The organism is Actinomadura violacea, assembly GCF_017573465.1.
GTDB lineage: Bacteria > Actinomycetota > Actinomycetes > Streptosporangiales > Streptosporangiaceae > Spirillospora > Spirillospora violacea.
Genome location: NZ_JAGEPF010000044.1, coordinates 69,234 through 86,070, shown reverse-complemented (window position 1 = coordinate 86,070; position 16,837 = coordinate 69,234). Strand labels below are relative to the sequence as shown.

12 protein-coding genes are annotated in these 16,837 nt (G+C 72.0%); 6 read left to right on the top strand and 6 right to left on the bottom strand.

The window, feature by feature from the left end; translation table 11 throughout:
- Nucleotides 1–262 precede the first annotated feature (262 nt).
- Nucleotides 263–979, top strand: a complete 717-nt coding sequence (locus tag J4709_RS48000) for a helix-turn-helix domain-containing protein (RefSeq protein WP_208252178.1) — start codon at nt 263–265, stop codon at nt 977–979.
- 3 nt (nt 980–982) lie between these two features.
- Here J4709_RS48000 and J4709_RS47995 read toward each other — a convergent pair whose 3' ends face one another.
- The gene (locus tag J4709_RS47995; protein ID WP_208252177.1) at nt 983–1,675 is read right to left on the bottom strand and encodes an SDR family oxidoreductase; all 693 of its coding nucleotides are present in this window, start codon (nt 1,673–1,675) and stop codon (nt 983–985) included.
- 49 nt (nt 1,676–1,724) lie between these two features.
- Here J4709_RS47995 and J4709_RS47990 point away from each other — a divergent pair, with 49 nt between their 5' ends.
- Complete coding sequence (locus J4709_RS47990; RefSeq protein ID WP_208252176.1) at nt 1,725–2,126, top strand: MerR family transcriptional regulator; 402 nt, start codon at nt 1,725–1,727, stop codon at nt 2,124–2,126.
- Nucleotides 2,127–2,160: 34 nt separating this feature from the next.
- Here J4709_RS47990 and J4709_RS47985 read toward each other — a convergent pair whose 3' ends face one another.
- Entirely contained in the window at nt 2,161–3,165 is a 1,005-nt protein-coding gene (locus J4709_RS47985) for a DMT family transporter (protein ID WP_208252175.1), read from the bottom strand.
- Nucleotides 3,166–3,346: 181 nt separating this feature from the next.
- Between J4709_RS47985 and J4709_RS47980 the strand changes: the two genes are divergently transcribed.
- Together J4709_RS47980 and J4709_RS47975 are read left to right on the top strand one after the other, a co-directional pair.
- Nucleotides 3,347–3,871, top strand: coding sequence for a hypothetical protein (locus J4709_RS47980; protein ID WP_208252174.1), 525 nt, complete (start codon nt 3,347–3,349; stop codon nt 3,869–3,871).
- A 169-nt stretch (nt 3,872–4,040) separates the two neighbouring features.
- Entirely contained in the window at nt 4,041–4,988 is a 948-nt protein-coding gene (locus tag J4709_RS47975; protein ID WP_208252173.1) for a DMT family transporter, read from the top strand.
- A 44-nt stretch (nt 4,989–5,032) separates the two neighbouring features.
- Here J4709_RS47975 and J4709_RS47970 read toward each other — a convergent pair whose 3' ends face one another.
- Both J4709_RS47970 and J4709_RS47965 read right to left on the bottom strand, forming a co-directional pair.
- The gene (locus J4709_RS47970) at nt 5,033–8,887 is read right to left on the bottom strand and encodes a hypothetical protein (RefSeq protein ID WP_208252172.1); all 3,855 of its coding nucleotides are present in this window, start codon (nt 8,885–8,887) and stop codon (nt 5,033–5,035) included.
- Between the two features lie 164 nt (nt 8,888–9,051).
- The gene (locus tag J4709_RS47965; protein ID WP_208252171.1) at nt 9,052–11,637 is read right to left on the bottom strand and encodes an ATP-binding protein; all 2,586 of its coding nucleotides are present in this window, start codon (nt 11,635–11,637) and stop codon (nt 9,052–9,054) included.
- A 156-nt stretch (nt 11,638–11,793) separates the two neighbouring features.
- On the opposite strand from J4709_RS47965, the gene J4709_RS47960 reads away from it, so the two are divergent.
- Entirely contained in the window at nt 11,794–13,614 is a 1,821-nt protein-coding gene (locus tag J4709_RS47960) for a CpaE/TadZ family protein (protein ID WP_208252170.1), read from the top strand.
- 61 nt (nt 13,615–13,675) lie between these two features.
- Here the strand turns inward: J4709_RS47960 and J4709_RS47955 are convergent, their stop codons facing one another.
- Nucleotides 13,676–14,695 carry a hypothetical protein gene (locus tag J4709_RS47955; RefSeq protein WP_208252169.1) on the bottom strand — a complete coding sequence of 340 codons (1,020 nt, stop codon included), beginning with the start codon at nt 14,693–14,695 and terminating at the stop codon, nt 13,676–13,678.
- A gap of 216 nt (nt 14,696–14,911) precedes the next feature.
- Here J4709_RS47955 and J4709_RS47950 point away from each other — a divergent pair, with 216 nt between their 5' ends.
- A complete protein-coding gene (locus J4709_RS47950) occupies nt 14,912–16,063 on the top strand; it encodes a hypothetical protein (RefSeq protein WP_208252168.1) in 1,152 nt (383 codons plus the stop codon).
- 154 nt (nt 16,064–16,217) lie between these two features.
- On the opposite strand, the gene J4709_RS47945 is transcribed toward J4709_RS47950, so the two are convergent.
- On the bottom strand, nt 16,218–16,730 hold the full coding sequence (locus tag J4709_RS47945) for a hypothetical protein (protein ID WP_208252167.1): 513 nt from the start codon (nt 16,728–16,730) through the stop codon (nt 16,218–16,220).
- Nucleotides 16,731–16,837 lie beyond the last annotated feature (107 nt).

Here is a 16,837-nt window from a genome sequence, read left to right as displayed (position 1 = left end):
GAAGGTGTTCATCGTGGTGTTCATCGTTGTGCTCCTTGCGGTTCGCCTTGCGGCTCGCTCTTTCTGACATCGCAAACGCTACGTTGCCTTCAAGGTTCAGGCAACACACCTGTTGCGACTTACGAGCGTTCCCACAGGTCATCTCCACAAAATCATTGCAACTGGCTCGCGGGTAACGCAACAATCCGCATTGCACTCGTTGCAGTCACTTGGAAGTGAACGCTATGGTGGGGGCTGCAGAGGACGTACGGAGGAGGACGCGGTGCCCGGAGGCAGGCTCACCCAGCAGGACCGTCAGCAGATCGCGGTGGGATTGGCGGACGGCCTGGCGTACGCCGAGATCGCGCGGCGGCTAGACCGTCCCACCTCCACGATCACCCGCGAGGTGATGCGCAACGGCGGTCCCACCGGCTACCGCGCCGACCTGGCGCACCGCGCCACCGAGCATCGCGCGCGCCGGCGCAGGCAGCCCGCGCCCCGGGGGGCGGAGGCGTCGCCGCAGCTGTACGGGCGCGACCCCGAGGCCGTGCGCGAGTTCGAGGAGACGCTCACCACCGTCTTCATGGCCTCGGGGACGCCGAAGATGATGGCCCGGGTGATGGCGTGCCTCTATACGAACGACGCGGGCTGCCTCACGGCGTCCGAGCTGTCCCGGCACCTGGAGGTCAGCCCGGCGTCGGTCTCGAAGGCGGTCGCGTTCCTGGAGGAGCAGGGGCTCGTCCGGCGGGAGCGCGACGAGCGCCGCCGCGAGCGCTACATCGTGGACGACGACGTCTGGCACCAGGCGATGGTCGCCAGCGCCCAGTCCCTCGTGCAGATCACCGCGACGGCGCGGCAGGGCGTCTCCGTCCTCGGCCAGGACACCCCCGCCGCCGCCCGCCTCGAGGCCGCCGCCCGCTACCTCGACTTCGTCGGCGAGAGCATGCTCCGCGCGGCGGAGCAGGCCCGCGACGTCCTGCACAGCCGGGACCCCGGCTAGCGGTCAGACGGGCTGGCCGAGCGGGCGGACCGTGATGGTGTTGACGTCGACGCCGGGCGGCCGGCCGATGGCCCAGGCGATCGACTCGGCGACCTGCCCGGCGGTGAGCATGCGGCCTTCGGGGATGCCGCCGAGCGGGTCCCAGAAGGTGGTCTCGACGCGGCCGGGCGCGATCAGCGTGACGCCGACGCCGTCGGCGGTGACGGCGCGGCGGGTGTTCTCGGCGAGGCCGGTCAGCGCCCATTTCGTCGCGCCGTAGAGGTTGCCGGGGGTGTGGATGAAGCCGGCGACGCTGCCGACGAGGACGATCCGGCCGCGCGTGGCCCGCAGCGCGTCGATGGAGGAGCGGATGAGGACGGCGGGTCCGAGGACGTTGGTCAGGACCATGTCCCGCCATCCTTCGGGGTCGCCGTCGACGACGCTGTCGGGGGTGGCGGATCCGGCGTTGGCGACGGCGGCGTCCAGCCGTCCGAACCGTTCCAGGGTGGCGTCGACGGCGGCGCGCATGGCGGCGGGGTCGGCGGCGTCGGCGGTGAGGGGCAGGAGCGCGCCGGGGTTCGCGCAGCTCTCGGCGAGGCGGTCGAGGCGGCCGGGGTCGCGTCCGGTGACGGCGACGCGGTGGCCGCGGTCCAGCAGCAGGCGCGCCGCGGCGGCGCCGATGCCGCTGGAGCCGCCGGTGATCAAGGTGACGGTCATGCGGCGGGACGCTAGGTCCTAGAGTCGGCTCTAGGGCAAGCTCCTAGGCATGCCCCTCAGCATCGGCCAGGTCGCCGAACGCACCGGCCTCAGCGTGCACACCCTGCGCTTCTACGAGAAGGAAGGGCTTTTCGCCATGCCGGTGCGCCGCGTCGGCGGGCAGCGCGTGTACGGCGACGCGGAGTTGGATTGGTTGTACCTGTGCACGCGGCTCAGGGCGTCGGGCATGCCGCTGCCGCTGATCCGCGAGTACGCGGCGCTGGTGCGTGAGGGCATGACGACGGTGGAGGCACGGCTTTCCCTTCTGCGTGAACATCGGGAACGCGTCGCCGCGCAGATGGAGGAGCTTCAGGGCTGCCTCGATCTCGTTTCACGCAAGGTCGCCATGTACGAGGACCACCTCGCGGCCGACGGCGACGATCCGCTGTGGACGAGGCCGCCCGTGAACTGACAGCGGGGGCGCAGGGCCCCCGCCGCCTGTGGACTCACGGTGTCGAGACGCCGCGAGCGTTGAGTTCGAGCCGCGCGTCACGGCCCTTGAGATGGGCGACGCCGCACGCGGCGACCATGATCGCCAGTACGCCGAGCGCCTGGTGCACGTCCGGGAACCGCCGCGAAGCGGCCATGTCCACGAGCAGGGCCATCAGCGGACTGGTGGCGCCGAGCAACGAGAACGTTCCCAGTGAGAGTGACCTGCGGGCCACCGCGTAGAGCATCCTCGGCACGGTGCTGAACAGCGCCGCACCCAAGATCATGGTTACGGCCACCCGCCAGTTCGCGACCGGACCGAAATCGCCGCCCATGATCGCCGCGCAGACCGTCAGAGTGCCCGCACCGAGGAAAGCGGCCCAGGCGAACGCCTTCAGCCCCACCTCGTCGGCCTCCTTCTTCGTCGCGCCGCCGATTGACAGCAACCGTCCGTAGAGCACCGCTAGGAGGGCGTTGGCGGCGCCGCTTGCAAGGGCGAATCCAACTCCGGCCAGATTCACCTTCCCCGTCTGGGGGCGGGCGATGAGGGCGACGCCGACCAGGGTGATCAGCGGCACCAGCACCGCGGCCATGTGATGGCGTTCCCGCCAGGCCTCGATGCCGTAAAGTGCCAATGGAACCGCCATTCCGAGCGGGCTCATGATCCCCACCGAAACCGTCACCAATGAAGCGACCAGCATCGCCTTCAACGCGCCCTGCACCAGACCGGCGAGGATCATGTTGACGACCACCGGCCGGGTCAAGGGCAGCCTGCTCCGGGGGGCGGCGGGCCGTCCACGACGGAACAGTCCGTCCGCGACACGGTCTCGATAGGCGAGCAGCATGAGCAGCGATGCCCCGGCCACCGATTCCACCGCCGCTCCGGCCATGGGCCCGAGAACGGTGAGCGTGACTTTCTTGGTGAAGTCGCCTCCCAGCACGCCCAGCCCGTTGTTGAGGGTGCCGGCGGCGGCGCCGCGCCAAAATTGTTTTTGCGAGGCATTCTTGTTTGAGGCTTGCATCGGGACCTCCTAGTTCGCGCAAGCGGGACATAAGAGGTTCCGGCAGCCGCCCGGCCCTCGGGGTCCCACCCGCGTTAGTGGTGTGACTCCGGCAGAGCCGGGGGTTCTATTTTTGTTTGTTCGGCTGTTCAACCACCGTACCGGGTTGCGGAGGCGGCCCGACTCCGCACGGGTCGTTGGTATGCCACTCCTGCGAGCCGCCCGAGGCTGCGGCGGCCTGGTCGTCCGGATCGTGCTCGTGGCGATGCTCGCCGTCGCCGCGCTGGTCTGCGTCGCCAACCGGTCCTGGATCGAGGGCAAGGCCCTCGACGCCGTCTACCAGGGACGGCCGAAGATCCACGCGGGTGGGCACTTCGCGCCCGGCGCCGGCGCGGACGAGGACGGCGTCCGCCAGACCGCCGTGCTGATCCACGGGAAGCAGAGCGTGCGGGTGACGTCGCCGACCGAGCGGTGGCGCCGCCGCCACAAGGACGCCGTCTGCGACCACGGCGTGTGCACGGCCGCCGCGACCCGCGAGAAGTTCCTGGGCGCGGGCGGCGTCGACATCATGGGCATCCTCGGCGGGCTGCTGGTCTGCTACATCGTCTGGGTCCTGCTCGTCGACCCCGGCGGCCCCGGCCCCGGCTCAGGCTATGCCGACCGCTACGACCGAGGCGGGCCGGGCCGCCGCTACGACCGCGACCGCCGCGACCGCTACGACCACTGACCCGGGCGTACGCATGCTCCGGCCCGCTGGGCCGCGCCATCTCGATTTTTCCGATTGCCTTGATTGACAAATAGCCCGGAGACCGCACGGTCACGGGCGCCGGTTCACGGAACCGGCCGCCACCGCCCACGGGGCGGCGGCGCAACACAAACAAAAAAGAGGTGACGCGATGTCATCGTGTGCACAGGGCCGCGGGCGGCGTTTCGCCGGTGGCGGCCTGGTCGTGGCGGCGCTGGTCTCGGTCCAGCTCGGCTACGCCATCGCGACGGGGCGTCCTCCGCTGGAGACCTCCAGCGTGATGATGGCGGCCGGGTCGGTCACGCTGGTGCTGTGGGTCGCCGCACGCCGCGGTCTGCGCATCCGCGAGTTCGACCGGGCGATGTGGCGGCTCGTCCTGCGCCTCGCGTTCGGCAACACGGTCGTCGGTTTCGCGTACCTGTACGCGGAGCAGCGGCTCACGCTCGGCACCGTCGCCTCGGTGGCGGTCGTCGGGATGCTGTCGGTGGGGCTGCCGGAGATTTGGCAGGCCCGCGGCACGTCCTGGGGCGCCTGGCACCTGTTCTGGCGCGGGGTCGCGTTCGGCGGGGTCTTCGTTCTGAACGAGCCCTTGCGCGGCGGCTCCGACGGCCTGGGCATGCTCTGGGCCGCGGTGAGCGCGGTGTGCGTGTGGAACGTTCCCATCACCGTCCGGACGATGGCGGCGCGGGGACTGGCCGACCAGGGGGCGGCACTGGCCAACCTCCTGACCGCACCCGTCCTCACCGCTCTGGTGCTCGCCACCGGTGGCGGCCTCGGCATTTGGACGTCGCCGCGGCCGCTCGCCCTCACCGGTGCCGCGGGGGTGCTGACGGTCGCCGTCCCGGTGCTGCTGCAGAACGCCGCGCTGCGGCGGGTCGCGCCCCGCGACCTCGCCGTGGTGCAGTCACTCAACCCCGCCGTCGCCGCGCTGGTGGCGCAGGCCGGGGTACTGGCGGGGCTGCTCGACGCCACGCAGCGGACCACCCCCGCCGGGTGGATCGCGATCTCGGTCACCATCGCGGCCTCGGCCGGCGACTCGCTCGTCGCGCCCCGGCCAGGCGATGGAGGCCATCAGAAGAACGGCGCATCGCGCCGCTGACACCGCGGCGGCGGGGAGGTCTCCTCCCCGCCGCCGCACCTCGCCTACTTCTTCGACACCTCGCGGTCGTACATCTCGTTCAGCAACTTGCGGATGTCCGTCGGACGGCTCGACGCCAGCCGGGGATCGAGCCTGGTCAGCCGGGTGACGTCGTCGAGGTCGTGCTGCAGGCCCCTCAGCTTCTGGATGACGCCGCGGTTCTCCTTTTCCTCGGACTTGACCGCCCGGTCGAGAGTGTCCCGGAAATCGTCCAGGGCGCTGACGAGATCCGCGGCGGCCGAGGCATCGCCCGGCCTGCGGGACACCGACCCGACCAGCCGGTCGATCGCCTCGTGCCAGTCCTTCCGGCCCTGCTCGAACTTGGTGTTCAACTTCTCGGCCGCCAGCGACAGCTCCGCGGTGTCCACGGCGATGTTCGGATCGGCCAGCTTGGTCCGCAGCTCGCAGACGCCGCGCGCCGCCGTCGACGCGTCCACCGCGTCGCGCAGCCATGCGCTCAGCCGGTCGAGGTCCTGGACCCCGTTCTGGTGCTGGTCGAACAGCCGGCTCAGCTCGTCGCGGAAGAAGTCGTTGGAGATCGAGCCGTTCGACCGCGCGTCGTACAGGCTCTGCGTCTCCCGGGCCGCCATCGCCATGTCCTGGATCTGCTGCTCGATCTGCCGGTGGATGCCGCCGGCCGACCCGAACGTGCCGTCCGGCAGCTCCACCCGGATCCGGCCGAAGTCGCCGATCTCCTTCTTCGCGGCCTCCATGACGGCTTCCACCGCCACCACCCCGCGGTCATGGCGCTGCTCGAAGCCCGGCACGGAATCGCGCGCCCACTCGTAGGCCGCGGCCACGGCCGCGTCCTCCGACCGCCGCGACGTGACGGTGATCTTCGAGAGCTCGTCGTCGTGGCCGCCGGAGATGAACGCGGCGACCCGCTCGCGGACCTCCGGGACGCGCGTGTCGAACCCGTGCGCGGCGAACACGTCGACGAACTCCCCGTCGTCGGTGACGTAGCCGCGCTCGCGCAGCTGCGCGGTGATCCGGGCGATGTACTGGTCGTCGCTCTCCTGGGCGCCGTCGACCATCTGCCGGCCCAACGTGTAGCGATCCAGGTAGTGCACCGGATGCGACGCCTGCTCGATGCTCGTGCCCTGCGCGAAGACCCGCCGGCCGGTCCGCCGGTCGACCGTCACCGGGACCGGCATCGCCAGGCCGTGGTCGCCGACCATGAGCTGCTCGGGCTTCAGTCCCGTCTTGGCCGCCATCTCGGCGAGCCCCCGCGCCCTCTCCTCGTCGCTGCCGAAACCGGTGAACTCCGGGTTCAGCCCACCGCCGTACCCGTCGCCCCACTGCCGGGCCCGCAGCATCTCCAGGCCGTCCTCCGCGTGCCGGGCCATCAGCTTGCGCTGCTCCTCGGCGTCGCCGACCCGGATGATGTTGCGGTGCCAGTCGTCGGCCTGGCGCAGTCCCGTGCGCGCGCTGCCCGCCAGCGGCATGCCCGCCGCGGCGGGGCCGTCGCCGCCGCCGCCCCGGCCGCGCCACTTGCCCGCCACGAGGTTCCCCGTGGCCTCGCCGCCGCGCAGCGCGGCGGCGGCGCCGGTGAACGCCATCAGCGGCAGCGTCGCGAGGACGGTCGGCGGTGCCATGACGGTCAGCCCCGCCATGCCCGCGGTCAGCGCCGCGTACGCGCCCGCCCGCTGCGCCGGCGACCCCGACGCCGCCCTGCGCTGCAGAGCCCGGGTCCCGCGCAGCACGCCCGCCCGGCCCGACTCGTAGCGGTCCTTGGCCCAGTCCGTCAGCGGCCGGGCGGCCCGCTTCACGCCCCGCCCGGCGGCCCCCGCCACCGAACGCGTCGCCGCGTTGTTCAGCAGGCGCCGCTGCAGGGAGCGCTCGTCCAGCGCGCCGAGCCGCGCCCGGCCCATACCGAGCCGGCCCAGCGACTGCGACACGCGCTGGGACGCGTTGCGCGACAGCCGGCGGTCGCCGCTGGAGCGCAGCACCATCGTCCCGGCGAAGCCGAGCGCCCCCGTCGTGGTCGAGATGTCCCCCATGCCGAGGATCTTGCTCAGCCGCCGGAACAGGTAGAGCGCGACGAGCGGCGCCGTCCCCTGGGCGACCTGCTCGAAGAAGGTCGGGGCGTTCGAGTCCACCGCCGCGTTGATCGCCGCCGTCGTCGTGTCGACGAACATCGTCAGCCCCGTCATCGCGAACGTGAAGTAGAGGTCCCCCACCGCGGCGGCCCCGGTCAGCCTCATCAGCCGCTTGCCCTGCGGCAGTCCCAGCCCCATCAGCAGCAGCGTCACGGGCAGGATCATCACCAGCCCCGCCAGCGCCACGCTGCTGACGGCCTGGCCGACCGCGATCGGGCCGAGCACGAACAGGAACACGAACGACACGATCATCGACATCAGGCCCTGCGTGAGCCGCTGCGCCTGGTTCTTGCCGAGCCAGGCGGCCACGAACTGCCAGCTGTAATGGCACGCCGGCTTCACCGTGACGCACTTGCCGAGCTTGTCGTTCAGCTCGTCCGAGCCGTTGAAATAGAAGTTCCTGACCTTGGCCTGCGGGCCGAGCAGCAACATCATCGTGTCCGTCGCCGTGGGCGCGCTGCCGTAAAGGGCCCCGCACGCCTTGTCGACGTCATCGATGTCGGCGTCCTCCCACTGCGGAATGATCTCCTTGCTGCCGGTGCCCTTGTCGTTGCCCTTGCAGGCCCCCCAGGCGACCGTGATGGTCTGCTCGTCGTCCTCGGGATCGATGTAGTAGCCGCGCATCATGTCGCGCTTGGTCGTCCCGATGTCATTGCCCGTCGCGAGGTCGTAGGCGTCGAGCTTCTTCTGAAGGTCGATGTCGGCGTGCGCCTCCAGCAGCCGGCAGGCGGCGTGCGCGGAGGACGGGTACTCCGGCGTCCCCTCGCCGAACTGCGCGGTCTCCCACGAGCGGACGAGCGTGACCTCCCACATCTTGCTCAACTGGATGATCGACTCGCGGCCGTTCGCCACCGACGTGTACTCGTTCTCATCCATGTACCGCTTGTAGAGGGCGTCGTCGAGGGCCGCGCACGTGGTCTTTCCCGCGTACTTCGGATCGGTGTCGTAGAAGACGGGGTTGGCATAGCTGTCCCCGTCGAGGCGGCCGAGCTTCTGCAGCTCGAAAAGGGAGTCGGAGCCCGTGCCCACCCAGTCCTGCACAGTCTCCGCCATCCACGGCAGCGTGTACGGGGCCGTCGGGTCGCCCTGGTTCTTGTCGGACTGGTCGCCGATGAAGAAGATCATCCCGGTCGCGGCCAGGAACACCGCCAGCAGCCGCAGCGCGGACGCCGGCCCCCCGCGGCCGGCTCTCGTCCACCGCCGGAACACCGCCATCAGCACGAACACCCAGCCGGGGACGAGGAACCAGGACGCGTACAGCGACATGCTCCGCCCGACGGAGTTGATCGGGCCCGCGGCGGAGCAGATCATGTCGAAGCTGTAGCTCAGGCCCATCAGGATGCCGATGATCCGCCACGCCATCGAGGCGGCCATGAACATCAGGCTGGCGATCATGGAGACGAACAGCTGGGTCTTGAAGATCCAGGCGTTGTCCACGACGAAGAGCGAGAAGTCCGTCCACCGGTTCAGCGGCAGGAAGTCCCGCTGCTCGTCGTAGGCCTTGCAGGCCGAGACGTCCGAGCCGCTCGGCTCGGGGGCGGGGGCGGCGAGCAGCCGGCCGCCGCCGTCGGCCACCGCGGACGCGGGCGGGCCGGCCGACGCGGCGTCCGGCGCGGTCGCGGCGGACGGCGCCGACGCGGCGGGCGGCGCGGACGCCTCCCGTCCCGAACCGATGCCGTCGGCCTGCCCCGACAGCAGGGCCAGGCCGCAGAAGACCATGAGCACCAGCGCCCAGACCAGCAACTGGGGCCCGCGGCGCACACCCCCGCGCCCGTCCGCAGCGCCCGTGTCGCGCCCCTTCCCAGCGACCGTGCCGCGCTCTTTCGCCCCCGCCGTGCCGCGCCCCTTCGCAGCCGCCCTACCGCGCCGGTCCGCGGTCGTCGCGGGCCGGGCGGACGCGCGGCGGGAGCGCGCCGGACACCGCATCAGCCGGCGAACCATGTGTCGTTCCATTCGCCGGCCGGGGCCGGGGCCGGTGTCGCCGGTGCCGGGGCCGGGGTCGGGGGCGCCGCCGGTGCCGCCTCCCCGTCCGCCGCGGCCGCCACCACCGCCTCGTACTCCGCACGCTCGGCCTGCTCCCGCGCGATCCGCCGCTCCTCGCGCCTGCGGCGGTCCTCCGGGTTGGTGCTGTACGCCTCCGCGGCGTCCGGCGGTGTCGGGCCGAGCACGACCTGCGCGTGCCGCCCGGCCAGGTCGCGGAAGATGCCGCGCGCCCAGCGGGCCGGTCTGCCGTCCTCCGGCGGGAGCGGCCCGAACTCGCGGACCTGCGCGAGCCGCTGCGAGGTCGGCTGCAGCCCGCAGAGCCCGAGCGCGGTCTCCGCCTCCTTCTTCTCGTTCAGCTTCAGCACCAGCACCCGGCTGAGATAGGACTCCAGGTCCTTGGTCACCACGTCCGCGATCCGCTGCGTGAGGAACACCGGAAGGATGTTCAGCGACCGCCCCTCGCGGGAGATGCGCTGCAGCGACGCCAGTCCCTCCGCCTGCGACAGGAACGTCCACGCCTCGTCCACGATCAGCACCCCGGACCGGTTGGCGATGAGGATCTCCAGCGACGCCCGGATGACCAGCCGCACCGCCGCCAGCGCGATGCGCTCCGACACCGAGTACTCGCTCGGCGTCTTGCCCTCCGGCAGCCCGAGGTCGCGGTCGAAGTCCACCAGCGTGAGCCGCTGGCTCACGTCCAGCCGCGGCAGCGGTTTCAGCGCGATGCCCAGCGAGAACATGCTGGACGCCTCCATCTGCTGCTCCACCAGGCTCCGCACCCGCTCGGCGTCCTCGCCGGGCACGTACTTCAGGGCGTCCCACACGCAGCGCGCGCCGTTCAGCGCGCCGCGCTTCAGGCCGGAGCCGAGCGCGAGCCGCTCCGACAGCGACAGCCCGTCGCGGCTGTCGTCCAGCGCCGACAGGATGTGCACGTTCGCGATCTCCGCGGCGATCGTCGGCGGCGCGTACCGGAACGGGTCGAACGCGCCGGGGCTCTCCTCCAGCGCCGACATCGAGATCCGGCCGGCGGAGATGCCGAGGCTCTGGACGTAGTCCACCATCCCGTACAGCGAGTCGCCGCCCTTGGGGTTCACGAAGATCACCGGCAGCCCGTTCAGCGCCGACTGGGTGGCCATCGACTGCGCGAAGAACGTCTTGCCGCTGCCCGGATCGCCGAAGATCCCGAAGACCGGCGGCAGGTTCTTGCGCGGCGCGCCGAGCGGATCGACGAAGAACGGCGTGCCGTCGGGGTCGATGAGCCCGCCGAAGACGCCCGCGTCGTCACCGAGGTCGGAGAACGACTGGAGCCCCGCGTGGGAGACCATCGGCACGTTGAGGTCCTGCAGGAACGGGTTCACCCGGATCGAGGAGCACGGCAGGGTCTCCTCCAGCGCCTGGATCTGCCGGTGCTCCAGCGCCTTCATCTGGATCCCGTACTGCTGCTCCAGGAACTCCATGTACGTCTGGGTGGCGTCGCCGACCTCCCGCGCCATGATCAGGCTGCAGTTGGCGAGCATGGGCTGGTTGGAGCCGGCGAGGTAGTCCTCGACCTCCTTGGCCTGCTGGAACGTCTCCGACAGCTCGACCTTCTCCAGGTCCTGCGTCTTGCGCTCCTCCTCCATGTTGGACATGATCCGGCGCTGCGCGCGGCGGGCCCGCGCCCGCGTCAGGTTCGGTGGTTCGAGCTCGGCGCGGACGGAGATGACGTGCGGCGCGTCCCCGGGATGGCTGATCGCGTCCAGCGCCCACTGCGCCTGCGGAGACGGCATGACCGGGTGGTCGAAGGACATCACCGCGGCCATCTCGATCTCGCCGATGCCGGTCACCGCCAGCCGGGTGGGCAGCTCCTCGATCACCGCGTCGGGGCCGCGCCCGAGGTTGTACCAGGATTCCAGCTGGTCGAGCTCCTGCCGGGTCGGCGGCTGCGCGTCCGCCCGGTCGAAGATCGCGGAGATGTGCTCCTTGTCCTTGGCGTAGTTCGCCAGGTCCGGGACCTCGTCGATCACCGACTCCTTGACCAGCTCCGTCACGGCCTTGAGCACCGAGCCGCCCGAGCCGCCGCCGCGCCCGGCCCGGCCGCGCAGCGACGAGCGCAGCTGCACGCCGACGAACAGCACGCGCTTCGGCGCGAGGAACCCGAACGCGCCGGCCTGGTAGGTGCGCAGCTCCTCACTGTTCTCCCGCGGCGGGGTCACCAGGTCGTCCCAGGTGATCGAGATCAGGTGCACGACGCGGTTGTTGGACAGGGTCGCCAGCCCGCCCATCGGCTGGCGGGACGTGCCGCCGAGGTCGCCGAGCAGGCGCGCGAGCGGCGCGGCCAGCGTGAGCTGCTGCTCCGCGTCCTCCCATTTCATCGGCGACAACCGGACGGTGCGGTACATCCACACCTCGCCGTTGTGGCCGACGTAGACGCCGTCGCTGGTCCGCCATGCGTACGGGGTCGTCCACATGGTGGCGGTGTCGGCCTCGGAGCGGCCCGCGCGGCCGGTCCCGGTGACCCGCTCGAACGCCGCCCTCAGGTTGATCATGATGAATCTCCCCGGTTTGTGTGGACTCATCGCAGACCGTCCGGCGTCCGGGGCTGGCGGCAGCGGCAATTGTGCGCACAGTCGGATATAGGGGACGGCTCCAGCGGCCGGCCGACAACCAGAGAACCGGAACAAGAGCACCAAGGACACTTCTGTATGCCTACTGCGCCGAACCTCATCGTCGCGGGGAGTTCGGGCGTCGCGCGCAAGCTGCGGGATACCGGGCGGTTCCCCGCGGTGTACGACATCGCGTCGGCCTCGGAGCTGCGCGAGCTGTCGCGCGACGGGCGGGTCGGTGCGCCGATGGCGTTCATGTTCGCCGCGGGGTTCGTCGAGGACCTCCCGGACGCCGGCGTCGCCGTCCTGGCGAACGGGCTCGCCGCGAGCGGATACACCGTGGTCGTCCACGACTTCTACGCCCGGCGCGGCGATGCGTTCGACCCGCAGGTGAGGGTCGCGGCCGGGCGGCTGAAGCTGTCGGACCTGCTCGCGACGTTCGAGGTCACCGAGCCGGCACCGGCGGAACGGGACGCGGAGGCGCCGCCGCGGCCGCCCGCCGCCCAGCCGCCACCGCAGCCGGCACCACAGCCGTCGCCGCAGCCGTGGGACGCGCCGCAGCCTCCGCCGCGGCCTCCCGCCGCCCAGCCGGCACCGGACCCGTGGCGCGCGCCTCAGCCTCCGCCGCGGCCCCCCGCACCCGAGCCGGGCCCCCGCCGGCCCGCGGCCACCCGGCCCGCCGCTCAGGAGCCCGCCGTCCAGGAGGCGCCGCAGCCGTTCCAGGCGGCCCCGCCCGGACCGTACGCCGCTCCCCCGCCCGGACCGTACGCCGCTCCCCCACCCGCGGCGTTTCCCGCACCCCACCAGCAACCCCCGCACACGCGACCGCCGCAGCCGCAGGTCCCGCAGCCTTTCGGCGCGCCCTATCCGGCGAACGGGACGGGGCCGCAGCAGCCCGGCCCGGCGGCGAACGGCGCGAACGGATGGGCACCCGCCCCGCAGCAGCCCGGCCCGGCCGCGAACGGATGGGCGCCCGCCCCGCAGGCCCTCGCCCCGCAGGCGCCCGCGCCGCAGCCGCCCGCGCCGCCGGGTGCGCAGGCCGCCCCGGCCGCCGCGGTGGCGGCACGGCAGGGCCGGATCATCGCGATCGCCTCGGCCAAGGGCGGTGTCGGAAAGACCAGTGCCACGGTGAACCTCGCGGCCTACGCGGCGCGGATCCTGCAGGCCGCCGGCCGCCCCGGCACCGCGGTGATCGTGGACACCAACTTCCAGCAGGCGGACGTCGCCCGGTACCTGAACCTGCAGACGCCGACGATCCTGGACCTGCTCCGCGCGTCGGGGACGCTCACCCCGGAGACCGTGCGGGGGCAGCTCGCGCAGGTCCCCGACATCGGGCTGTACGCCCTGCTCGGGCCGCCGGAGGCGGTCAACGCCGACCCCGCCCGGATCAACTCGGCGCTGTACCGGCGGATCCTGACGGTGCTGCGGCAGGCGTTCGACTACGTGTTCGTCGACACTCCCGTCGCCGAGCTGTACCACGTCACCTTCACCGACCTGATCCTGCCCGAGGCCGACGCGATCCTCGTCCCGGTCGAGCCGAACCGGGTGACGCTGGAGACCTCCCGGTCGTGGCTGAAGGCGATCACGATGCCGCAGCACGTGCGGGGCGGCGGCGTCGACCCCCGCAAGCTGGGGCTGATCCTCAACCGGGCCCGCGCGGACGTGGACTGCGGGCCGGAGGAGGTCATGGACCTGATGCCCGGCTGGCGGTTCGTCGGGATGATCCCGGAGGACCTGGAGTGGATGCAGGCGGTGAACGCCCGCCGGCTGACCGCGATGCACGCCGGGCCGGACCTGCAGGCGACGTTCCGCGACATCCTGGAGGCCGTCACCGAGGACCCGGTGTTCGGGACGGCGCCGATCGCGGGGCAGTCCAAGAGCCTGTGGAGGTCCCTGCTCGGCCTGAACCCGAAGGACTGATCCGCGGCCGCCGCAGCGCGGCATCGGCGAACGAGGCCGGCAGCCCCCGAGCCCGGCGGCCTCAGCCGCCCCGTGTGTCGAGCGTCTGCTTGGAGTCCAGGATGAAGGTGGCGGCCTCGTCGGGTGTCAGGCCGAGGACGTCGATGACGAGCCGGACCGGGCCGATCTTCTCGGCGTCGCAGCGCTGGCACCGGGTGCGGTTACCGGGAAGGACCTTCATCGACGGGTTCTCGTCGCGGTTGCTGTGCCGGTCCGGGCGAGGGCAGTTCCAGCGCCCGGCGGCGTCGGCCTTGGCTCCGAGCCTGGTCAGCACGGTGGTGATGGGGGTCTTGTTGGCGTCGGCGACCCGCTGGTCGTGCGCCCCCACCGGCACCGCCGGGACGATCTCGGCGCCGCGGCGGGAGGCGCGCAGCTGCTGCCGGTGCTCGGCGGCCGCGCGGCGGATCTTCTCCAGGTCGATGCCCTGGGTCGGGTCGTCCTTGGTCGTGGGCGCAGGCTCGGTACCGGTGGAAAGGTACGGGAAGCGGTCCTCGCCGCGACGCCGGATCGCCGCGATGAGCAGCAGCATCGCCAGCGCATCACGCACCGCGGCCGGCGCCACCATCCGCAACCGCGCCGCATAGCGGATCACCGTCACGGCCTCAGGCGTGGCGAGGCCGGGCGTGTTCGAGGACAGCCGCGCGGTCGGCATTCCGGGCGCGTCCGGGATCCCGGGCCCACCGGCCTGCGCCCACACCAGGTGCCCGGCAGGCCGCCCAGCATCGGCGAACGCGCTCCCGTCGGGGTCCAGACGGGAGAACTCCAGGACCGCTCCACCGGCGTAGGCGTCGACGCGACGGCCGGCGAACCCGCACAGGGCCGCGTAGGACACCAGGCACCCCGGGTCGTCCGGCGCCATGAAGATCACCCGGGAACGCAGGTCGGCCGGCGTCAGCCCACCGGCCCGCAGACCCTCAACAGCCGCCGCGGTGATGTCGCCGATACCCGCGGGCGGCGTCACGTCGACGGACTTCACACCCTCCGGTGCGGACGGCGAGCCTGCGACGCCGACGGCGAGCACGTAGTCGGTCAACTCGTTCACAGCTCTCCTTTGTGATGTGCCACATCGTCACATGGACGACCGTGCACACTCGCAGGCCATGTGCAAGGTCGTCTTGCGGTTGCCGATCCGGCCTCCCTCGAAACAGTAGTAGCGGGACGGTGAACGCCGGAAACGGGTGTGCGGACCGCGCCCTGCCGGGGATTCGGCGGGCGCATCGCGGCACCGCCACCGGCGGCGGATACGGAAGGGTGCACAGTGCCTGCCACGACGCGGAGCAAGGAAGAGTTCTACATTCGGCGCCTCTTCGACGACGACGTTCCCGTGTTCGTGGAGGCGACCCGGTACGCCAGGCTGGAACAGCCGTACACGCTCAGCGCCAAGAAGTCGCTGAAGGCGACGTGCGCCGTGCGGACCGACGACGAGGTGGTCGCCTTCAGCCTGCGCGGCTACACCGCGAAGCAGGTGGAGAAGGAGGTCGAGCACGTCGAGGCGGTCGTCGACGGGAAGACCGCCATGCACAACCTGCTGCGGCCGCGGATGCCCCGCAAGACCCTGCACGACCTGACGGAGGCGGCGCGCGACCTGGCGCCGGCCCTCGGCGACGACGTGATCGTCGACCTGGACGGCGACCTCTACGTCCTGACCCTCGCGCGGGCCGGGACGCAGGGGGAGCTGGCGCTGGTCGGGAAGCTGACGCGGGGCGACGGCGGATACACCCGGACCGCCGTCGCCGACGCCGAGTTCCAGTTGCCGGTCACCGGCGTCCGGCTGCGCCTGTTCATGCGGTCCCCGGTCCGCGAGCGCGTGCTGGCCTACGGTTTCAGCGGCTACCTGACCCGCAGGCCCGGGGAGAGCGAGACGGTGACCCGGGCGGCGGCACTCGCTCTGAACAACCTGCTCGGCCTGGCGACGTTCCGGATGCTGTCAGGGCTGCAGCGGGTCGAGGTGCCGGCCCGGCAGGCGGGTGCCCCGGTCCGGCAGCGCTCGCCCGAGGAGCGGGTGCTGTTCGAGGTCCCGGTGCTGCTGTTCACCGACGACGAGATCCCCGCGGCCCGCGGCTTCGCCGCCGCCGAGATCGATCTCGACCACATCGACCCGGAGAGCGGCGGGCTGCGCGTCCACATCGGCGAGGGCGACCGGCTGGAATGGAACCCGGCGGTGGCCGGGACGGTGTCGTTCGAGGCGTTCCGGCAGGTCCTCGCCGACACGACCGCCACGATGGTGCACTCGGTACTGGGCGAGGAGGCCCTGCGCGACCTCGCCTACGACATCATGCTGTCCGACGCGGGCACCGAGGTCATGACCCGGTTGCGCGCGGCAACCACGGGCCTTCCCGGGCTGGCCGCGACGCCCCGGCGGGCCGAGGTCCGCCAGGCCGTCCCCGCCACCGGCACCCCGGCCGCCTGACACCCGCCGGAAAGGCCTCTGCAGAGGACATGTAAGTGGCCCCCGCCTGGTCGGGCGGGGGCCGGATCGGTGAAAGCGGACGCGTGGGCGGCCGCTCAGGTGCCGTGGCGACCGGGGTCGCGATGCCACGTGGTGCCGTGGGCTCCTTCCCCGGTCAGCAGGTGGGTTTCGGGCCGGAGTCGCCGCCGGGCGCCTGCCGCCAGAACTCGGCGGGCGAGGTGCTCTGCCAGCTCTGCGTCGAGACCGGACCGAAGGTGTGGTCCAGGCTGAGCGTGCCGCCGTGGACCGTGCCGGTGACGAGGCCGTCGCCGTGCAGCAGGCCCGTGAGGTGGACGCCGCCGGAGTCCTGCGAGCCGCCGAACGGCTCGGTGTTCGCGGCGCGCCCGCCGGAGTAGCCGGAGGTGGTGACCTCCGTGTAGCAGCCCTGGATACGGCCGTTCTCGACCGTCCAGTGGAGCATGCCGTAGTGGCCGTTGACGGTGGCCCTGTAGGTGCCGCCGGTCTCCGTGACCGCGCCCCGGGGGGCCGCGGATCCGTGGGGCGCCGCCCACTGCCCGCCGTCCCGCAGGAAGTGCGGGAGGAGCAGCGCGGCCACGAGGCCGAAGCCCAGCAGGGCGACGACGATCACGAGCAGCCGGTTCACCGGCCTGTTGCGGTGCCTGTTCACGGTCATTCCTTTCGGCTGGAATAGGCGACCGAAGGCCGGTTTTGAACCCGGTCTCCGATGCCGCCTCGAATGGCGATTCATGCGGAGCCGGGTTCGGCTCTCATTTG